13 protein-coding genes are annotated in these 13,780 nt (G+C 69.3%); all 13 read left to right on the top strand.

Translation table 11 applies throughout. From position 1 onward, the window contains the following. The first annotated feature begins 12 nt into the window (after window positions 1-12). Genes AC6CIE_RS08920 through AC6CIE_RS08860 form a run of 13 tightly spaced genes read left to right on the top strand, consistent with a single transcriptional unit; the run spans window position 13 to window position 13,725 of the window. The gene (locus AC6CIE_RS08920; RefSeq protein WP_175126063.1) at window positions 13-810 is read left to right on the top strand and encodes a GntR family transcriptional regulator; all 798 of its coding nucleotides are present in this window, start codon (window positions 13-15) and stop codon (window positions 808-810) included. Between the two features lie 19 nt (window positions 811-829). Next, complete coding sequence (locus AC6CIE_RS08915) at window positions 830-2,035, top strand: ABC transporter substrate-binding protein (protein ID WP_218343504.1); 1,206 nt, start codon at window positions 830-832, stop codon at window positions 2,033-2,035. An 8-nt stretch (window positions 2,036-2,043) separates the two neighbouring features. Next, window positions 2,044-2,916, top strand: a complete 873-nt coding sequence (locus tag AC6CIE_RS08910; protein ID WP_175138953.1) for a branched-chain amino acid ABC transporter permease — start codon at window positions 2,044-2,046, stop codon at window positions 2,914-2,916. A gap of 2 nt (window positions 2,917-2,918) precedes the next feature. Further along, window positions 2,919-3,890, top strand: coding sequence for a branched-chain amino acid ABC transporter permease (locus tag AC6CIE_RS08905; RefSeq protein WP_498092026.1), 972 nt, complete (start codon window positions 2,919-2,921; stop codon window positions 3,888-3,890). After that, complete coding sequence (locus AC6CIE_RS08900; RefSeq protein ID WP_056570099.1) at window positions 3,883-4,638, top strand: ABC transporter ATP-binding protein; 756 nt, start codon at window positions 3,883-3,885, stop codon at window positions 4,636-4,638. Before AC6CIE_RS08905 ends, AC6CIE_RS08900 begins: the two co-directional genes overlap by 8 nt. Beyond that, window positions 4,635-5,345, top strand: coding sequence for an ABC transporter ATP-binding protein (locus tag AC6CIE_RS08895; protein ID WP_175126067.1), 711 nt, complete (start codon window positions 4,635-4,637; stop codon window positions 5,343-5,345). The genes AC6CIE_RS08900 and AC6CIE_RS08895 overlap by 4 nt, the downstream gene beginning before the upstream one ends. Before the next feature lie 2 nt (window positions 5,346-5,347). After that, entirely contained in the window at window positions 5,348-6,616 is a 1,269-nt protein-coding gene (locus AC6CIE_RS08890) for a 3-isopropylmalate dehydratase large subunit (RefSeq protein ID WP_175126068.1), read from the top strand. After that, window positions 6,613-7,113 carry a LeuD/DmdB family oxidoreductase small subunit gene (locus AC6CIE_RS08885; protein WP_498092024.1) on the top strand — a complete coding sequence of 167 codons (501 nt, stop codon included), beginning with the start codon at window positions 6,613-6,615 and terminating at the stop codon, window positions 7,111-7,113. The genes AC6CIE_RS08890 and AC6CIE_RS08885 overlap by 4 nt, the downstream gene beginning before the upstream one ends. 10 nt (window positions 7,114-7,123) lie before the next feature. Next, window positions 7,124-8,794, top strand: coding sequence for a hydantoinase B/oxoprolinase family protein (locus AC6CIE_RS08880; protein WP_105238454.1), 1,671 nt, complete (start codon window positions 7,124-7,126; stop codon window positions 8,792-8,794). Continuing rightward, window positions 8,791-10,839 carry a hydantoinase/oxoprolinase family protein gene (locus tag AC6CIE_RS08875; protein WP_498092022.1) on the top strand — a complete coding sequence of 683 codons (2,049 nt, stop codon included), beginning with the start codon at window positions 8,791-8,793 and terminating at the stop codon, window positions 10,837-10,839. The genes AC6CIE_RS08880 and AC6CIE_RS08875 overlap by 4 nt, the downstream gene beginning before the upstream one ends. Window positions 10,840-10,848: 9 nt before the next feature. Then, a complete protein-coding gene (locus AC6CIE_RS08870) occupies window positions 10,849-11,457 on the top strand; it encodes a cysteine hydrolase family protein (RefSeq protein WP_498092020.1) in 609 nt (202 codons plus the stop codon). 44 nt (window positions 11,458-11,501) lie between these two features. After that, entirely contained in the window at window positions 11,502-12,851 is a 1,350-nt protein-coding gene (locus AC6CIE_RS08865) for an FAD-dependent oxidoreductase (RefSeq protein ID WP_498092018.1), read from the top strand. Window positions 12,852-12,861: 10 nt separating this feature from the next. Beyond that, window positions 12,862-13,725 carry an isocitrate lyase/PEP mutase family protein gene (locus AC6CIE_RS08860; RefSeq protein WP_218343511.1) on the top strand — a complete coding sequence of 288 codons (864 nt, stop codon included), beginning with the start codon at window positions 12,862-12,864 and terminating at the stop codon, window positions 13,723-13,725. Window positions 13,726-13,780 lie beyond the last annotated feature (55 nt).

Here is a 13,780-nt window from a genome sequence, read left to right as displayed (position 1 = left end):
AGAGTTCCCGTCATGGGAACCTCATTACCACTTCCGAAGTACCACCAGATCTATCTCGTCCTGCGCGAGCAATTGCAGGAGGGGCGGTTCGATCAGGACGGCGTGCCCGGAGAGCATGCGCTGGCGGACCAGTTCGACGTGGCGCGCATCACCATCCGCAAGGCAATGGAGATGCTGGTCGCGGACGGGCTGGTGACGCGCCGGCCCGGCCTGGGCACCTGGCCCCTGCGCGGCGCACCCAGCGCCCACGCCGCGGCGGCCCCCAGCGCGCAACAGAAGGCGCACCTGACCGGTCTTCTGGAGAACATCGTCAACATGGGCCTGCGCACGTCCGTGCAGGTGCTGGACAGCACGCTGGTGTTTGCGCCGCCCACGGTGGCCGAGGCGCTGCACATTCCGTCCGGCACGCCCGTGCACAAGAGCCTGCGGGTGCGCAGCACCGACGCGGGGCCGCTGTCCCACATCACCACCTACGTGCCGCAGTCCGTGGCCGATTTCACGCGTGAAGACCTCGAGCGCGAGCCGCTGCTGATGCTGCTGGAAGCGGCCGGCGTGGAGTTTGGCGGCGCCACGCAGACCATTTCCGCACGCCTGGCAGATGCGCAGGTCGCGCGCCATCTGGACGTGTCGGTGGGCTCTGCCTTGCTGGCGGTGACGCGCCTGGTGCGCGACGTCGGCGACCGGCCCGTGCAATTGCTGCAGGGCCTGTACCGGCCCGACCGCTACCAATATCAGTTGCAGCTATCGCGCGTCGGCAGCATCGACGCCAAGGTCTGGGTCAGCGAAGAGCTGTCGGCCCAATTCCATTGAACCCTTCGGAGATTCGCCCATGAATTCGCGCCGCACTTTCCTCTACCAATCCGCCGCCGCCGCGGCCCTCGTGTCCGCCCCGTGGGTGGCCCGGTCGCAGGGCGCCACGCCCATCAAGGTCGGCGTGCTGCATCCGGTGACCGGTGCGCTGGCGTATTCGGGCCAGCAATGCCGCCTGGGCGCGCTGCTGGCCATCGAGGACATCAACAAGGCGGGCGGCATCAAGTCGCTGGGCGGCGCGCCGCTGCAGGCAGTGCTGGGCGATGCGCAATCGCGTCCCGAGGCAGGTTCGGCCGAAGTGGAAAAGATGAACGAGGCGGGCGTGTCGGCCATCGTGGGCGCGTATGCGTCGGCGATCTGCCTGGCGACGACGCAGACCGCGGCCAAGTACAACCTGCCGCACGTGGTGGACGTGGGCGTGGCCGACCAGATCGTCGAGCGCGGCCTGAAGAACACGTTCCGCTTTGGCCCGGGCTATCGCGCCTGTAGCGAACGCGCCATCCTGGACCTGGCCGCGCTGAACGACGCCGCCGGCAAGCCGGCCAAGACCGTCATGATCGTGCACGAGGACTCGCTGTTCGGCACGGGCACGGCGGCGCTGCTGGCCAAGTCGCTGCCGCAGCACGGCTTCGAGGTCAAAGAGATCGTCAAGCACCCGAACCCCACGCGCGACTTCAACAACATCGTGCTGCGCATGCGGTCGGTGAACCCGGACATCGTGATTCCGGCCAACTACTACAACGAATACGCCTTGCTGCTGCGCGCGATGAAGCAGCAGAAGGTGCAGCCCAAGGCCATCTACTCGGTCCTGGGCGGGGCGGCGTCCAGCTACAAGTTCCTGAAGGAATTCCCGGACATCGCCAACGGCATCATCGACTGCAACCACTGGTTCAACCCCAAGGACGCGCGCGTCGCGCCGCTGAAGGCCCGCGTGGAAGAGAAGGGCGCGTACTTCAGCTACGAGGTCTTCATGACCTACACCGCGATGCTGCTGCTGGCCGACGCGCTGGAACGCGCCAAGTCCGCCGACCGCGCCGCGATCATCGACGCGCTGGCGGCCAGCACCTTCCAGGACAACCTGATGCCCTACGGCCCGACCAAGTTCGTCAACGGCCAGAACACCGGCGCGCAGCCGCTGCTGACGCAGGTGATCGGGGGCGACATCAAGGTGATCTTCCCGGCCGAATACCGCCAGGCCGACGCCGTGTTTCCGCTGAAGGCCTGACCAGACCCATGCTCGATCCCGCCATCCTCTTTTCCTCGGTGCTGAACGGCCTGACGACGGGCGCGGTCTACGCGCTCATCGCGCTGGGCCTGACCCTGATCTACGGGGTGCTGCACATCATCAACTTCGCCCACGGCGCGGCGCTCATGGTGGCGCTGTACGCCGTCTACCTGCTCAAGGACCGGCTGGGCATCGACCCCTACGCCGCCTTGCCGCTGGTGGTGGCCGGCATGTTCGTGCTGGGCTACGCCTTGCAGCGCCTCGTCATCAATCGCGCCAGCCACGGCAAGGACGAGAACATCCTGCTGGTCACGCTGGGCCTGGCGATCGTGCTGGAGAACCTGGCGCTGGTCTGGTTCAAGTCCGACACGCGCAGCATCGACACGGCGTACACGCTGTCCACGGTAGAGATTGGCCCGGCCATGATTGCGCTGCCCAAGGTCATCGCGTTCTGCGGCGCGCTGGCGGTGGCGGCGGTGCTGTTCTGGATCATCCGCAGCACCGACCTGGGCCGCGCGATCCGCGCCGTCGCCCGGGAAAAGCAGGGCGCCAAGCTCATGGGCATCGACGTTGAAAAGGTCTACGCCCTGTCGTTCGGCATCGGCATGGCGTGCCTGGGCGCGGCGGCGTGTTTCCTCTTGCCCGCGTACTACGTCAATCCGCAGGTGGGCAGCGGTTTCGTGCTGGTCGCCTTCACCATCGTGGTGCTGGGCGGCATGGGCAGTTTCGTGGGGGCGCTGGTTGGCGGACTGCTGATCGGCGTGGTGGAGTCCATCGGAGGCCTGTTCCTGGGCGACTCGCTGGGCCAGATGGGCATCTTCGCGATCTTCATCGCGGTGCTGCTGTTTCGCCCGCAGGGGCTGTTCGGGGCGAGGGGCTGAGGATGAAACGGGATCTTTGCGCAATCGCGCTGTTCGGGGTGGTGCTGGTGGCCGTGGCCGCGCTGTCCCAGTCGGGCGTGCTGCTGACGTTCGTGATGATGTCGCTGTACGCGGCCCTGCTGTCGCAGGCCTGGAACATTCTGGGCGGGTATGGCGGTCAGTTGTCGTTCGGCCATGCGCTGTTCTTCGGTGTCGGCGCGTATGCGCAGGCGCTGGGCCAGCTCAACCTGGGCCTGAATCCGTGGCTGGTGCTGCCCGGGGCCATCGCGCTGGGCGCGCTGGTCGGCGTGGCGGTGGGCGGGCTGACGTTCCGTTACGGGCTGAAGGGCTCGTACTTCGCGCTGGTCACGCTGGCATTCGCTGAAGTCTTCCGCATTCTGGCGTTGTCGGCGTCGTTCACGGGCGGCGGCGTGGGACTGATGGTGCCGCTGCAGGAAGGCGTGGCCAACATGCAGTTCGGCTCGCGCCGCGGCTACATCTATCTGCTGCTCGCCTTCGTGCTGCTGGCGCTGCTGGTGACCGCGTGGCTGCGCCATTCGTGCTTCGGCGCCTACTTGCAGGCCGTGCGCGACAACGAGGACGCGGCGCGCGCCATCGGCGTGAATCCGCTGCGCGTGAAGCTGGGCGGCATCGCGCTGTCGGCGGCCTTCATGAGCGTGGCCGGCGCCTTCTACGTGCAGGTCTTCCAATACATCGATCCGGGCATTGCTTTCGGCTCGGCCGTGTCGGTGGAGGCGCTGGTCGGCGCCATCGTCGGGGGCATGGGCACGCTGTGGGGCCCTTTGCTGGGCGCGGTGACGCTGCATGCGCTGGCCGACCTGACCCGCAACCTGTTCGGCGAGCTGCCGGGCATCAGCATGGTCATCTACGGCGTGGTGCTGATCCTCATCGTGATGTTCATGCCGCGCGGCATTACCGGCGGCGGTCAGTCGCTGGGCCGCCTGTTCAAAATGAAGGAGCGCGCCCGTGTCTGAGATCCTGCTGCAAGCGCGCAACCTCTCCATCACCTTCGGCGGCCTGAAGGCCGTGCAGGACGTCAGCCTGGACGTGCCGCAAGGTTCGCTCACCGCGCTGGTCGGCCCCAACGGCGCGGGCAAGACCACGCTGTTCGGCCTGCTGTCGGGCTTTCTGAAACCCGGTTCCGGCTCCGTGCACTTTGCCGGGCAGGACATCACGGGCCAGGCGCCGCACGAATCCGCGCGGCTTGGCCTGACCCGCACCTTCCAGATCGTGCAGCCGTTCGGCGCGCAGACGGTGCGCCAGAACATTGCCGTGGGCGCGCACCTGCGTCTGGCGGATCGCGACGAGGCGCTGGCCGCGGCCGAGGCCGTGGCCGCGCGCGTCAACCTGCAGGCTTCGCTGGACAAGCCGGCGGCCGACCTGACGGTGGCCGGACGCAAGCGCCTGGAACTGGCGCGCGCGCTGGCCACCCGGCCGCGCCTCTTGCTGCTGGACGAGGTGCTGGCGGGCCTGAATCCCAGTGAGATCGACGAGATGATTCCGGTGGTGAAGAAACTGGTGGACGATGGCGTCACCGTATTGATGATCGAACACGTGATGCGCGCCGTGATGAGCCTGGCCGAGCACGTGTGGGTGCTGGCGCAGGGCCGGTTGATCGCGGCGGGCACACCCGGCGAGGTCACGCGCGATCCCAAGGTGGTCGAGGCCTATCTGGGCCACGGCGCGGCGGCCCGGCTGGCCGCGCAGGGAGCCCCGGCATGAGCGCGCTGCTGGAGGTCAAGGGCCTGCGGGCAGGCTACGGTCGCATGGAAGTGCTGCGCGGCGTGGACCTGGACGTGCAGGCCGGCGAGATCGTGGTGCTGCTGGGCAGCAATGGCGCGGGCAAATCCACGCTGAACAACACGGTATGCGGCCTGTGCAGGCCGTGGGGCGGTACGGTGCGCTTCGAGGGCCAGGATCTGACCGGCCGCCATTACCGTCAGGTGGTGCAGGCCGGCCTGATCCAGGTGCCCGAGGGCCGCCGCGTTTTCCCGAACCTGAGCGTGCGCGAAAACCTGGAGCTGGGCTCCTTCACCCGGGCGCGCGAACGCCGTGCGCAGAATCTGGACAAGGTGCTCGACATTTTCCCGCGCCTGCGGGAACGCCTGGACCAGTTGGCCGGCACGATGTCGGGCGGGGAACAGCAAATGCTGGCAATCGGCCGCGGCCTCATGGCCGAGCCGCGCCTGTTGATCCTCGACGAACCCTCGCTTGGCCTGTCGCCGCTGATGGTCGAGGAATTGTTCGGCCTCATCAAGCGGTTGCACGGCGACGGACTGGCGATTCTGCTGGTCGAGCAGAACGTGGGTCAGTCCCTGGAAACGGGACAGCGGGCCTATGTGCTGGAAAACGGCGCCGTGCGGTACAGCGGCAGCTGTCCCGACCTGCTGGCCAGCGACGACGTGCGCCGCGCCTATCTGGGGATGTAATCATGGCCCAGCCTCAAACCCTGGCCCAGAAGCTGATCGCCGCCGCCTGCGGGCGTGAGACGGTGGCCGAGGGCGAAATCGTGACCTGTGCGGTTGATCTGGCGATGTTCCACGATTCCAGCGGTCCGCGGCGCTTGAAGCCCATGCTGGAAGAGCTGGGCGCCACGCTGTGGGACCCGTCGCGGATCGTGCTGGTCATTGACCACTACGTGCCGGAATCCGACGACGAATCGCGCCGCATCGTGCGCATTGCACGCGACTGGGCGGCGGAGCAGCAACTACCCAACGTGTATGACTCCGTCGGTATCTGCCACGTGGTGGTGCCACAGCACGGACACATCCGGCCCGGCATGTTCTGCGTGGGCGGCGATTCGCATTCGCCGACCGGCGGCGCGTTCGGGGCCTACATGTTCGGCATCGGCAGCACCGAGATGCTGGGCGTGGCGGTCACCGGCCAGATTTGGGTCAAGGTGCCCAAGACGCTGATGATGCATTGGCGCGGCCAACTGGCCGCCGGCGTCACGGCCAAGGACATGATGCTGCACATGATCGGCCGCTACGGCATGAACGGCGGGCGCTATCAGGCGGTGGAATTCTGCGGCGAGGCCGTGCGCGCGCTGTCCATGCAGGAGCGCATGACGCTGTCGAACATGAGCGCGGAACTCGGTTCGCAAGTGGGGCTCATCGCGCCGGACGAGACCACCGCAGCCTGGCTGCGGGAGGCGGGCGTGACCGAGGAACTGGATCTGGCCCGCTGGCAGAGCGACCGCGACGCCGATGCCGAGTGGCACGAGTTCGATGCCGCCGCGCTGGCCCCGCAGGTTGCCGCGCCGCACAGCCCGGCCAACGCGCGCGGCGTGGACACCTATAGCGACGTGCCGGTGCAGGTGGCCTACATCGGCGCATGCACCGGCGCCAAGCTGGAAGACCTGCGCGCCGCAGCCACCGTGCTGCGCGGCCGCCGTCTGGCGGACGGCATGCAACTGATGGTCGCGCCGGCCAGCCGGCAGGATCAGGATCAGGCCGACCGCGAAGGCGTCATGCAGGTGCTGCGCGACGCCGGCGCCCAGGTGCTGGCCACGTCGTGCGGCGCCTGTGCGGGCTATGGCGGGTCCATTCCGGACGGCGCCAGCGTCATCGCCACCACCGCGCGCAATTTCAAGGGGCGCATGGGGTCGGAGACCGCACAGGTCTACCTGGCCTCGCCGTACACGGTGGCGGCCTCGGCCGTGGCGGGGCGCGTTGCCGACCCCCGGGAGTTCCTGGCATGAATGCAGACACCACGACGCATCGCGTCTGGCGCGTGGGCGCGGACATCGACACCGATGCGCTGGCGCCGGGCGCTTACATGAAATTCGGCATCGACGAAATCGCGCGCCACTGCCTGCAACGCGTCCGTCCGGACTTCGCCGGGCAGGTGCAGCCGGGCGACGTGCTGGTGGCCGGCCCCAACTTCGGCATCGGCTCGTCGCGCGAGCAGGCCGCGGCCGCCCTCGTGCGCCTGGGCGTGGCTGCCGTGATCGCGCCGTCCTTCAACGGGCTGTATTTCCGCAACGCCTTTAACGTGGGCCTCCTGCTGCTGACGTGCAGCCAGGCCGAGTCTCTGGCCGAGGGCGAGGGCATCACGTTCGACCCGGTCGCCGGCCGCATCGGCCGCCCCGGGAGCACGCCCGACGAGTTGCAGTGCGAGACCGTGCCCGGCTTTCTGCTTGACATGGTGCAGGCCGGCGGACTGCTGAATCTGCTGAAACAGCGTCAAACCTCTTAGGAACAACATCATGCTTGACCCCGTTACCCTGGCGGTCCTGAAGGGCCGCCTGGAACAGATCGCCGACGAAATGGACGCGACGCTGTACCGCAGCGCGTTCAACCCCATCATTGCCGAGGCCCATGACGCCTGCCACGGCATGTACGACGCCGCCACCGGCGCCACGCTGATCCAGGGCAAGTCGGGCCTGCCCGTCTTCGTGGGCGCGATGGCGTTCGCGGTAAAGGCGGCGGCCAAGACTGCGGCCGAGCGCGGCGGCATGACGGACGGCGACGTGTGGCTGTTCAACGATCCGTACGAGGGTGGCACGCACGCCAACGACTTCAAGCTGGTCAAGCCGGTGTTCCGCGGCGGCAAGCTGTTCTGCTTTCTGGCGTCCGCGGCCCACTGGCACGACGTGGGCGGCGCGGTGCCCGGCAACTACAACCCGGCCGCCACCGAGTGCTGGCAGGAAGCCGTGCAGATCCCGCCCGTGCGGATCGTGCGCGCCGGCGTGCTGGACCAGGACGTGCTGGCCATCCTGAAGGCGAACACGCGTCTGCCCGACAGCCTGTGGGGCGACCTGAACGGCCAGCTGGCCGCGCTGGAACTGGGTGCGCGGCGTCTGGACGGCCTGCTCGACGAATACGGCGACGCCACGGTGCTGGAGTCCCTGGACACGCTGCGCGAACGCGCGCGCCGCCTGATGCGCGACCACATCGCCCGCCTGCCGGATGGCGAATACGCCTTTGAGGACATGCTGGACAACGACGGCGTGCGCGACGCGCCGCTGCGCATTGCGCTCAAGCTCACCATCGCCGGCGACCGGCTGGGGCTGGACTTCACCGGCACGTCGCCGGCCTGCGCGGGTCCGGTCAATATCTCGCGCGCCACGGCCATCGCGGCCTGCTACGTGGCGCTCAAGCACCTGTTTCCGGACGTGCCGGCCAACGCCGGCGTGCTGGACGCTGTGGACGTGACGCTGCCAGACGGCCTGGTGATCTCGGCCGACCGCCCGCGTCCGGTGGGCGGCTACACCGAAACCATCCTGCGCATGATCGACGTGATCTTCTGCGCCATGGCTCAGGCCGCGCCGGACCGCGCGATGGCGCAGGCCTACGGCACGATCAATGCGCTGTCGATCGCCGGCTACCGCAGCGACGCCGCCCGCAAAGGCCAGCGCTGGGTCATGTTCAGCTTCTTCGGCGGCGGCCACGGCGGGCATTCGGACGGCGACGGCCTGAGCCACGGCAACGCGCCGATCTCCACCGCCACCATTCCGCCGCTGGAAATTCTGGAAGCTGCGTATCCCGTGCGCTTCACGCAATGGGCGCTGCGGCCGGATTCGGCGGGCGACGGCGCGCACCGGGGCGGCCTGGGCGCCATCTATGAAATCGAATTGCTGGAAGACAGCGCCGAAGCCTTCATCTTCGGCGAACGCGGCCGCAGCGCGCCCAAGGGCATCGCGGGCGGCGGCCAGGCCGCGCTGAACGTCTTCCGCTATCAGCAGGACGGCCAGTGGCAGTCCCCGCCCATGAGCTCGAAGATGCTGGGCATCCGGTTGCAACGCGGCGACCGCGTGCGCCTGGAAACCCCGGGCGGCGGCGGCTACGGCGAGCCCGCGCGGCGCGATGCCGCGGCGCGCGAGCACGACCGCAAGATGGGCTATGTGAGCGACATTCAGAAGGAGCAGTCGGCATGAGCGCGGCGCAAGGTTTGGTGGTGGGCGTGGACGTGGGCGGCACGTTCACGGATCTGTTCGTGCTGGACGAGGCGGGCGGCAGCGCCCGCGTGGTCAAGGTGCCGTCCACGCGCGGCGAGGAAGCGCGCGGCTTCATGAACGGCATTGCGCGGGTGGCTGACGGCGCTAGCGACATCGCGACCATCGTGCACGGCACCACCGTGGGCACCAACGCGCTGCTGGAGCGCAAGGTGGCGCGCACCGGCATCATCACGACCGAAGGCTTTCGCGACGTGCTGGAAATGCGCCGGCGCGACCGGCCGCAAACGTGGGGCCTGCGCGGCAACTATGAACCCGTGGTGCCGCGCGACCTGCGGCTGGAAGTGCGCGAGCGCGTGCTGGCCGACGGCGCGCTGCACACGCCCGTCGATCTGGACCAGGTCGAGGCCGCGGCGCGCGCGCTGCTGGAAGCGGGCTGCGACGCGGTCTGCGTCTTCTTCGTCAATGCCTACGCCAATCCGGTGAATGAGGCCCAGGCCGCGGCTCGCGTGCGGTCCATCTGGCCCAACGGCAACGTCACCGCCGCCACCGAGGTGCTGCCCGAGATCCGCGAATTCGAGCGCTGCTCGACGGCTGTGCTGAACGCGGCGCTGCAGCCCGTGGTGGGCAGCTACTTGACCCGGCTGGAATCGGACCTGCAGCAGCACGGCTTCGAAGGCGAGCTGCTGGTGGTGCAGAGCAATGGCGGCGTCATGTCGCGCCAGACGGCGTGCGACGTGCCCGTGCGCACCGCGTTGTCGGGTCCTGCAGCCGGCGTCATCGCCTGCGCGGCCATTGCGCGCGCCGCAGGCTTTCCTAACGTGGTCACAGGCGACATGGGCGGCACCTCGTTCGACGTGTCGCTGGTGGCCGAGGGCGAGGCCTCGCTGTCGGCGCAGACCGCCATCGACTTCGGCATGGTCGTGCGCGCCCCGATGATCCAGATCGAGACCATCGGCGCGGGCGGCGGCTCGATCGCCAGCGTGGACGCCGGCGGCCTGCTGCAGGTCGGCCCGGAATCCGCGGGCAGCATCCCCGGCCCGGCCTGCTACGGCCGCGGCAACACCCGCCCCACGGTTACCGACGCCAACGTGCTGCTGGGCCGCATCGCTGCGGAACGTCCGCTGGGTGGCGGCCTTCTGGCCAAGATGGACGTCGAGCTGGCGCGCGCCGCCATTGACGAGCACGTCGCGCGCCCGCTGGGCCTGGACGTCCACGCCGCGGCGGAGGCCATCCTGACCGTGGCCAACGCCAAGATGGCGGGCGCGATCCGCGTCGTCTCCATCGAACGCGGCCACGATCCGCGCAAGTTCGCCTACATGCCGTTCGGCGGCGGCGGCGCGCTGCATGTGTGCGCCATGATGAACGAGGTGGACGCCGCCCACGGCATCGTCCCGCGCTATCCGGGCGTGACCTCGGCGCTGGGCTGCGTCATGGCCGACATGCGCCACGACGGCGTGCAGACCCTGAACGTGGCGCTGAACGCGCTTGATGCGGCCGACCTGCTGGCCCGCATCGACGGGCTGGCGCACGCGTGCCAGGCGCGTCTGGATTCGGCGGGCGTGTCCTTCGAGGGCATCCGCGAAAGCATTGAACTGGACATGCTGTATGTAGGCCAGAGCCACACCGTGCGCGTGGAAGTGGGCCGCGCGGACCTCACCCGCGACGGCATCGCCTGCGCGTTCGACCGCGCCTACCAGGCCGCTTTCGGCCGCAGCCTGACCGGCATTCCGGTCCGCATCCTGAATCTGCGCTATGCCCGCATCGGCCAGCGCCCCAAGTTCGATCTGGCCTTGCTGGCGCCGACCAGCACGGCCATGCCCGAGGCACTGGGCGCCCAGCGGGTCTTTCACGCCGGGCAATGGCACGACGCCGTGCGCTACGCACGCCTGGACCTGCCGGTCGGCGCTGAGGTGGCGGGACCCGCCATCCTCGAGCAGCCCGACACCACCATCTGGATCGAGCCCGGCTTCGCGGGCCGCGTCGATTCCCTGGGCAACATGCTCTTCGCCCGCACCGCATCGTAGGAGCCCGCCATGCACGCCTTCGATCCCCGCACGACCGCGCTGGTCATCATCGACCTGCAGAACGGCTTCCTGGCGCCGGGCGGCGCCTATGACCGCGGCGGCGCGGTCAGCCCGCAGGCCAGAGCCTTGCCGGCGCGCGTGGCGCCCGTGGCCCGCGCGCTGAAAGGGCAGGGCGGCTTCGTGGCCGCCAGCCAGTTCACGCTGTGGCCCGACGCGCACGGCGAGCCCATGATCTCGCCGCATCTCAAGCAATTGCGCCCGTTCCTGCGCCGCGGCGACTTCGTGGCCGGTTCAACAGGGCAGGCCAACGTGGCCGAGCTGGACGGGCTGGTCGACGTGTCGGTCTGGAAGGTCGCGTATTCGGCTTTCTTCAACACGCAGCTGGACTGGGTGCTGCGGCGCGCGGGCATTTCCAGCGTGGTGGTGGCGGGCATCGTCACCAACGGCGGCGTTGCCAGCACGGTGCGCGACGCCCACATGCGCGACTATCACGTGACGGTGCTGGCCGACGGCTGCGCCGCGCCCACGCCTGCGATGCACGAAGCTGCGCTGGCGGATCTGCGCACGGTGGCCGACGTGGTGACGTGCCAGGACGTGCTGGACAGGCTGAAGTCGTGAGTGCGCCAATCGTCAGACGGGGCGTTACGCCCGGCGCAGACGCCATGCACGTGCCGGTCGCCATCATCGGCGCGGGCGCCTGCGGCCTGACCGCCGCGCTGCGCCTGGCCAGCGCCGGGATCGAGACGGTGCTGATCGAACGCGATGCCGTGCCCAGCGGATCCACTGCGCTGTCGTCGGGCTTCATTCCCGCGGCCGGTTCTGCCGTGCAGCGGGCAGCGTGCATCGAGGATGACGCGGCGCGCTTTGCCGCCGACATCCAGGCCAAGGCGCACGGCACGGCCTCACCTGAATTGGTGGCTGCCTACGCCGGCGCGGCCGCCGCGGCCATGGACGGGCTTGCCTCGCATGGCCTGCGTTTCGAAGTGCTGGACGGGTTCCTGTACCCCGGCCACACCGCGCGGCGCATGCACACGCTGCCCGAGCGCACCGGCGCGGCGCTGGTCGCGGCCCTGGAACGCGCCGCCACCGAGGCCGGCGCCTATCTGCTGACCCGCGCGCTGGCGCGCGAGATCTGGACGGACGACGCCGGCCGCGTGACCGCCGTCGGCTGCGAACGCCCGGACGGCTCGGTCGACGTGATCGGCTGCGATGTCCTGCTGCTGGCCTGCAACGGCTTTGGCGGCAACGCCGCGATGGTCGGCGAGTACCTGCCCGCGATGCGCGAGGCCGTCTATGGCGGCCACGTCGGCAACGACGGCAGCGCCATCCAGTGGGGCACGCAACTGGGCGCGCGCCTTGCGGACCTGGGCGGCTACCAGGGCCACGGCTCCTGGGCCACGCCGCAGGGCGCGCTGATTTCCTGGGCGGTGATGATGGACGGCGGCGTGCAGATCAATCGCGAGGGCCGCCGCTTTCACGACGAGACGCACGGTTATTCCGAGGCCGCGGTCCACGTGCTGGCGCAGCCGGATTCGGTGGCCTGGAATGTCTTTGACGACCGCACACTCGCCCTGGCGCGCGGCTTTCCCGACTTCGTGCAGGCCGAGCAAGGCCAGGCATTGAAGACGTGCGGCGACGTGGCGGCGCTGGCCGCGCTGATCGGTTGCGATCCGGACGTGCTGGGCCAGACGCTGGACGCGGTCCGTCCCGGCGCGCCGGACCCGCAGGGACGACGCTTCGAGCGCACGCTGCAGGCGCCGTACCACGCGATCAAGGTGACGGGCGCGCTCTTTCACACACAAGGCGGATTGGACATCGACGCGCAATGCCGCGTCCTGGACAACGCAGGCCGGGCGCTGCCCAACCTGCTGGCTGCGGGCGGGGCCGCCCGTGGCGTATCGGGCAACGACGTGTCGGGCTATCTGTCCGGCAACGGCTTGCTCAGCGCGGTGGCCGGCGGCCATATCGCCGCGGGCACCGCGGCGGCGCTGCTCGGGCGCCGCCTGGATTAGGAAACCCCAGATGCAAACACAGAACTTGAAAGCGCAATTGGCGGCCGGCACGGTGCTGGCCCCCGGCGTCTACGACGCTTTGTCGGCGCTGGTGGCCGAGCAGGCGGGCTTTACCGCGCTGTACCTGTCGGGCGCGTCCATCGCCTACACGCGGCTCGGCCGCTCGGACATCGGTCTGACCACCTACACCGAAGTCGAAGACACGCTAGCCCGTATCGCCGAACGCGTGTCGGCCGCGGTGATCGTGGACGCGGACACGGGCTTCGGCAACGCGCTGAACACCCAGCGCACCGTGCGTGGCTTCGAGCGCGCGGGCGCCGCGATGATCCAGCTTGAGGACCAGACCTTTCCCAAGCGCTGCGGCCACCTGGACGGCAAGAGCGTGATTCCCGCCGCTGAGATGTGCGGCAAGCTGCGCGCCGCCGTTGATGCGCGGGTCAACGCATCCACGCTGATCCTGGCGCGCACGGATGCGCTGGCCTCCGAAGGCCTGGACGCGGCGCTGGACCGCGCCGAGGCCTATCTTGAAGCCGGCGCGGACGCGCTCTTCATCGAGGCGCTGCGCACGCCGGAACAGATGCGCGCCGCGTGCGACCGCTTCGCAGCGCGTGTGCCGCTGCTGGCGAACATGGTGGAGGGCGGCAAGACCCCGGTGCAGGACGCGGGCGCGCTCGCCGCAGCGGGATTTCGCATCGTCATCTTCCCGGGCGGCACGGCGCGCGCGGTCGCGCACACGCTGCAGGGCTACTACGGCAGCCTGCGCGAGCACGGAACGACGGGGCCGTGGAAGGACAGGATGCTGGATTTCGATGGATTGAATGACGTGATCGGCACGCCGGAACTGCTGGAGCAGGGGCGGCGGTACGAGGGCTGAACCCGCTGGCTGCCGGGGCAGGATTCCGGTATCGGGACGGTGCGAGCGGGTGCGG

The organism is Achromobacter sp. GQ309, from assembly GCF_059759315.1.
The sequence above is the reverse complement of the archived record's forward strand: the minus strand, read 5'-3'. Positions and strand labels throughout refer to the sequence as shown.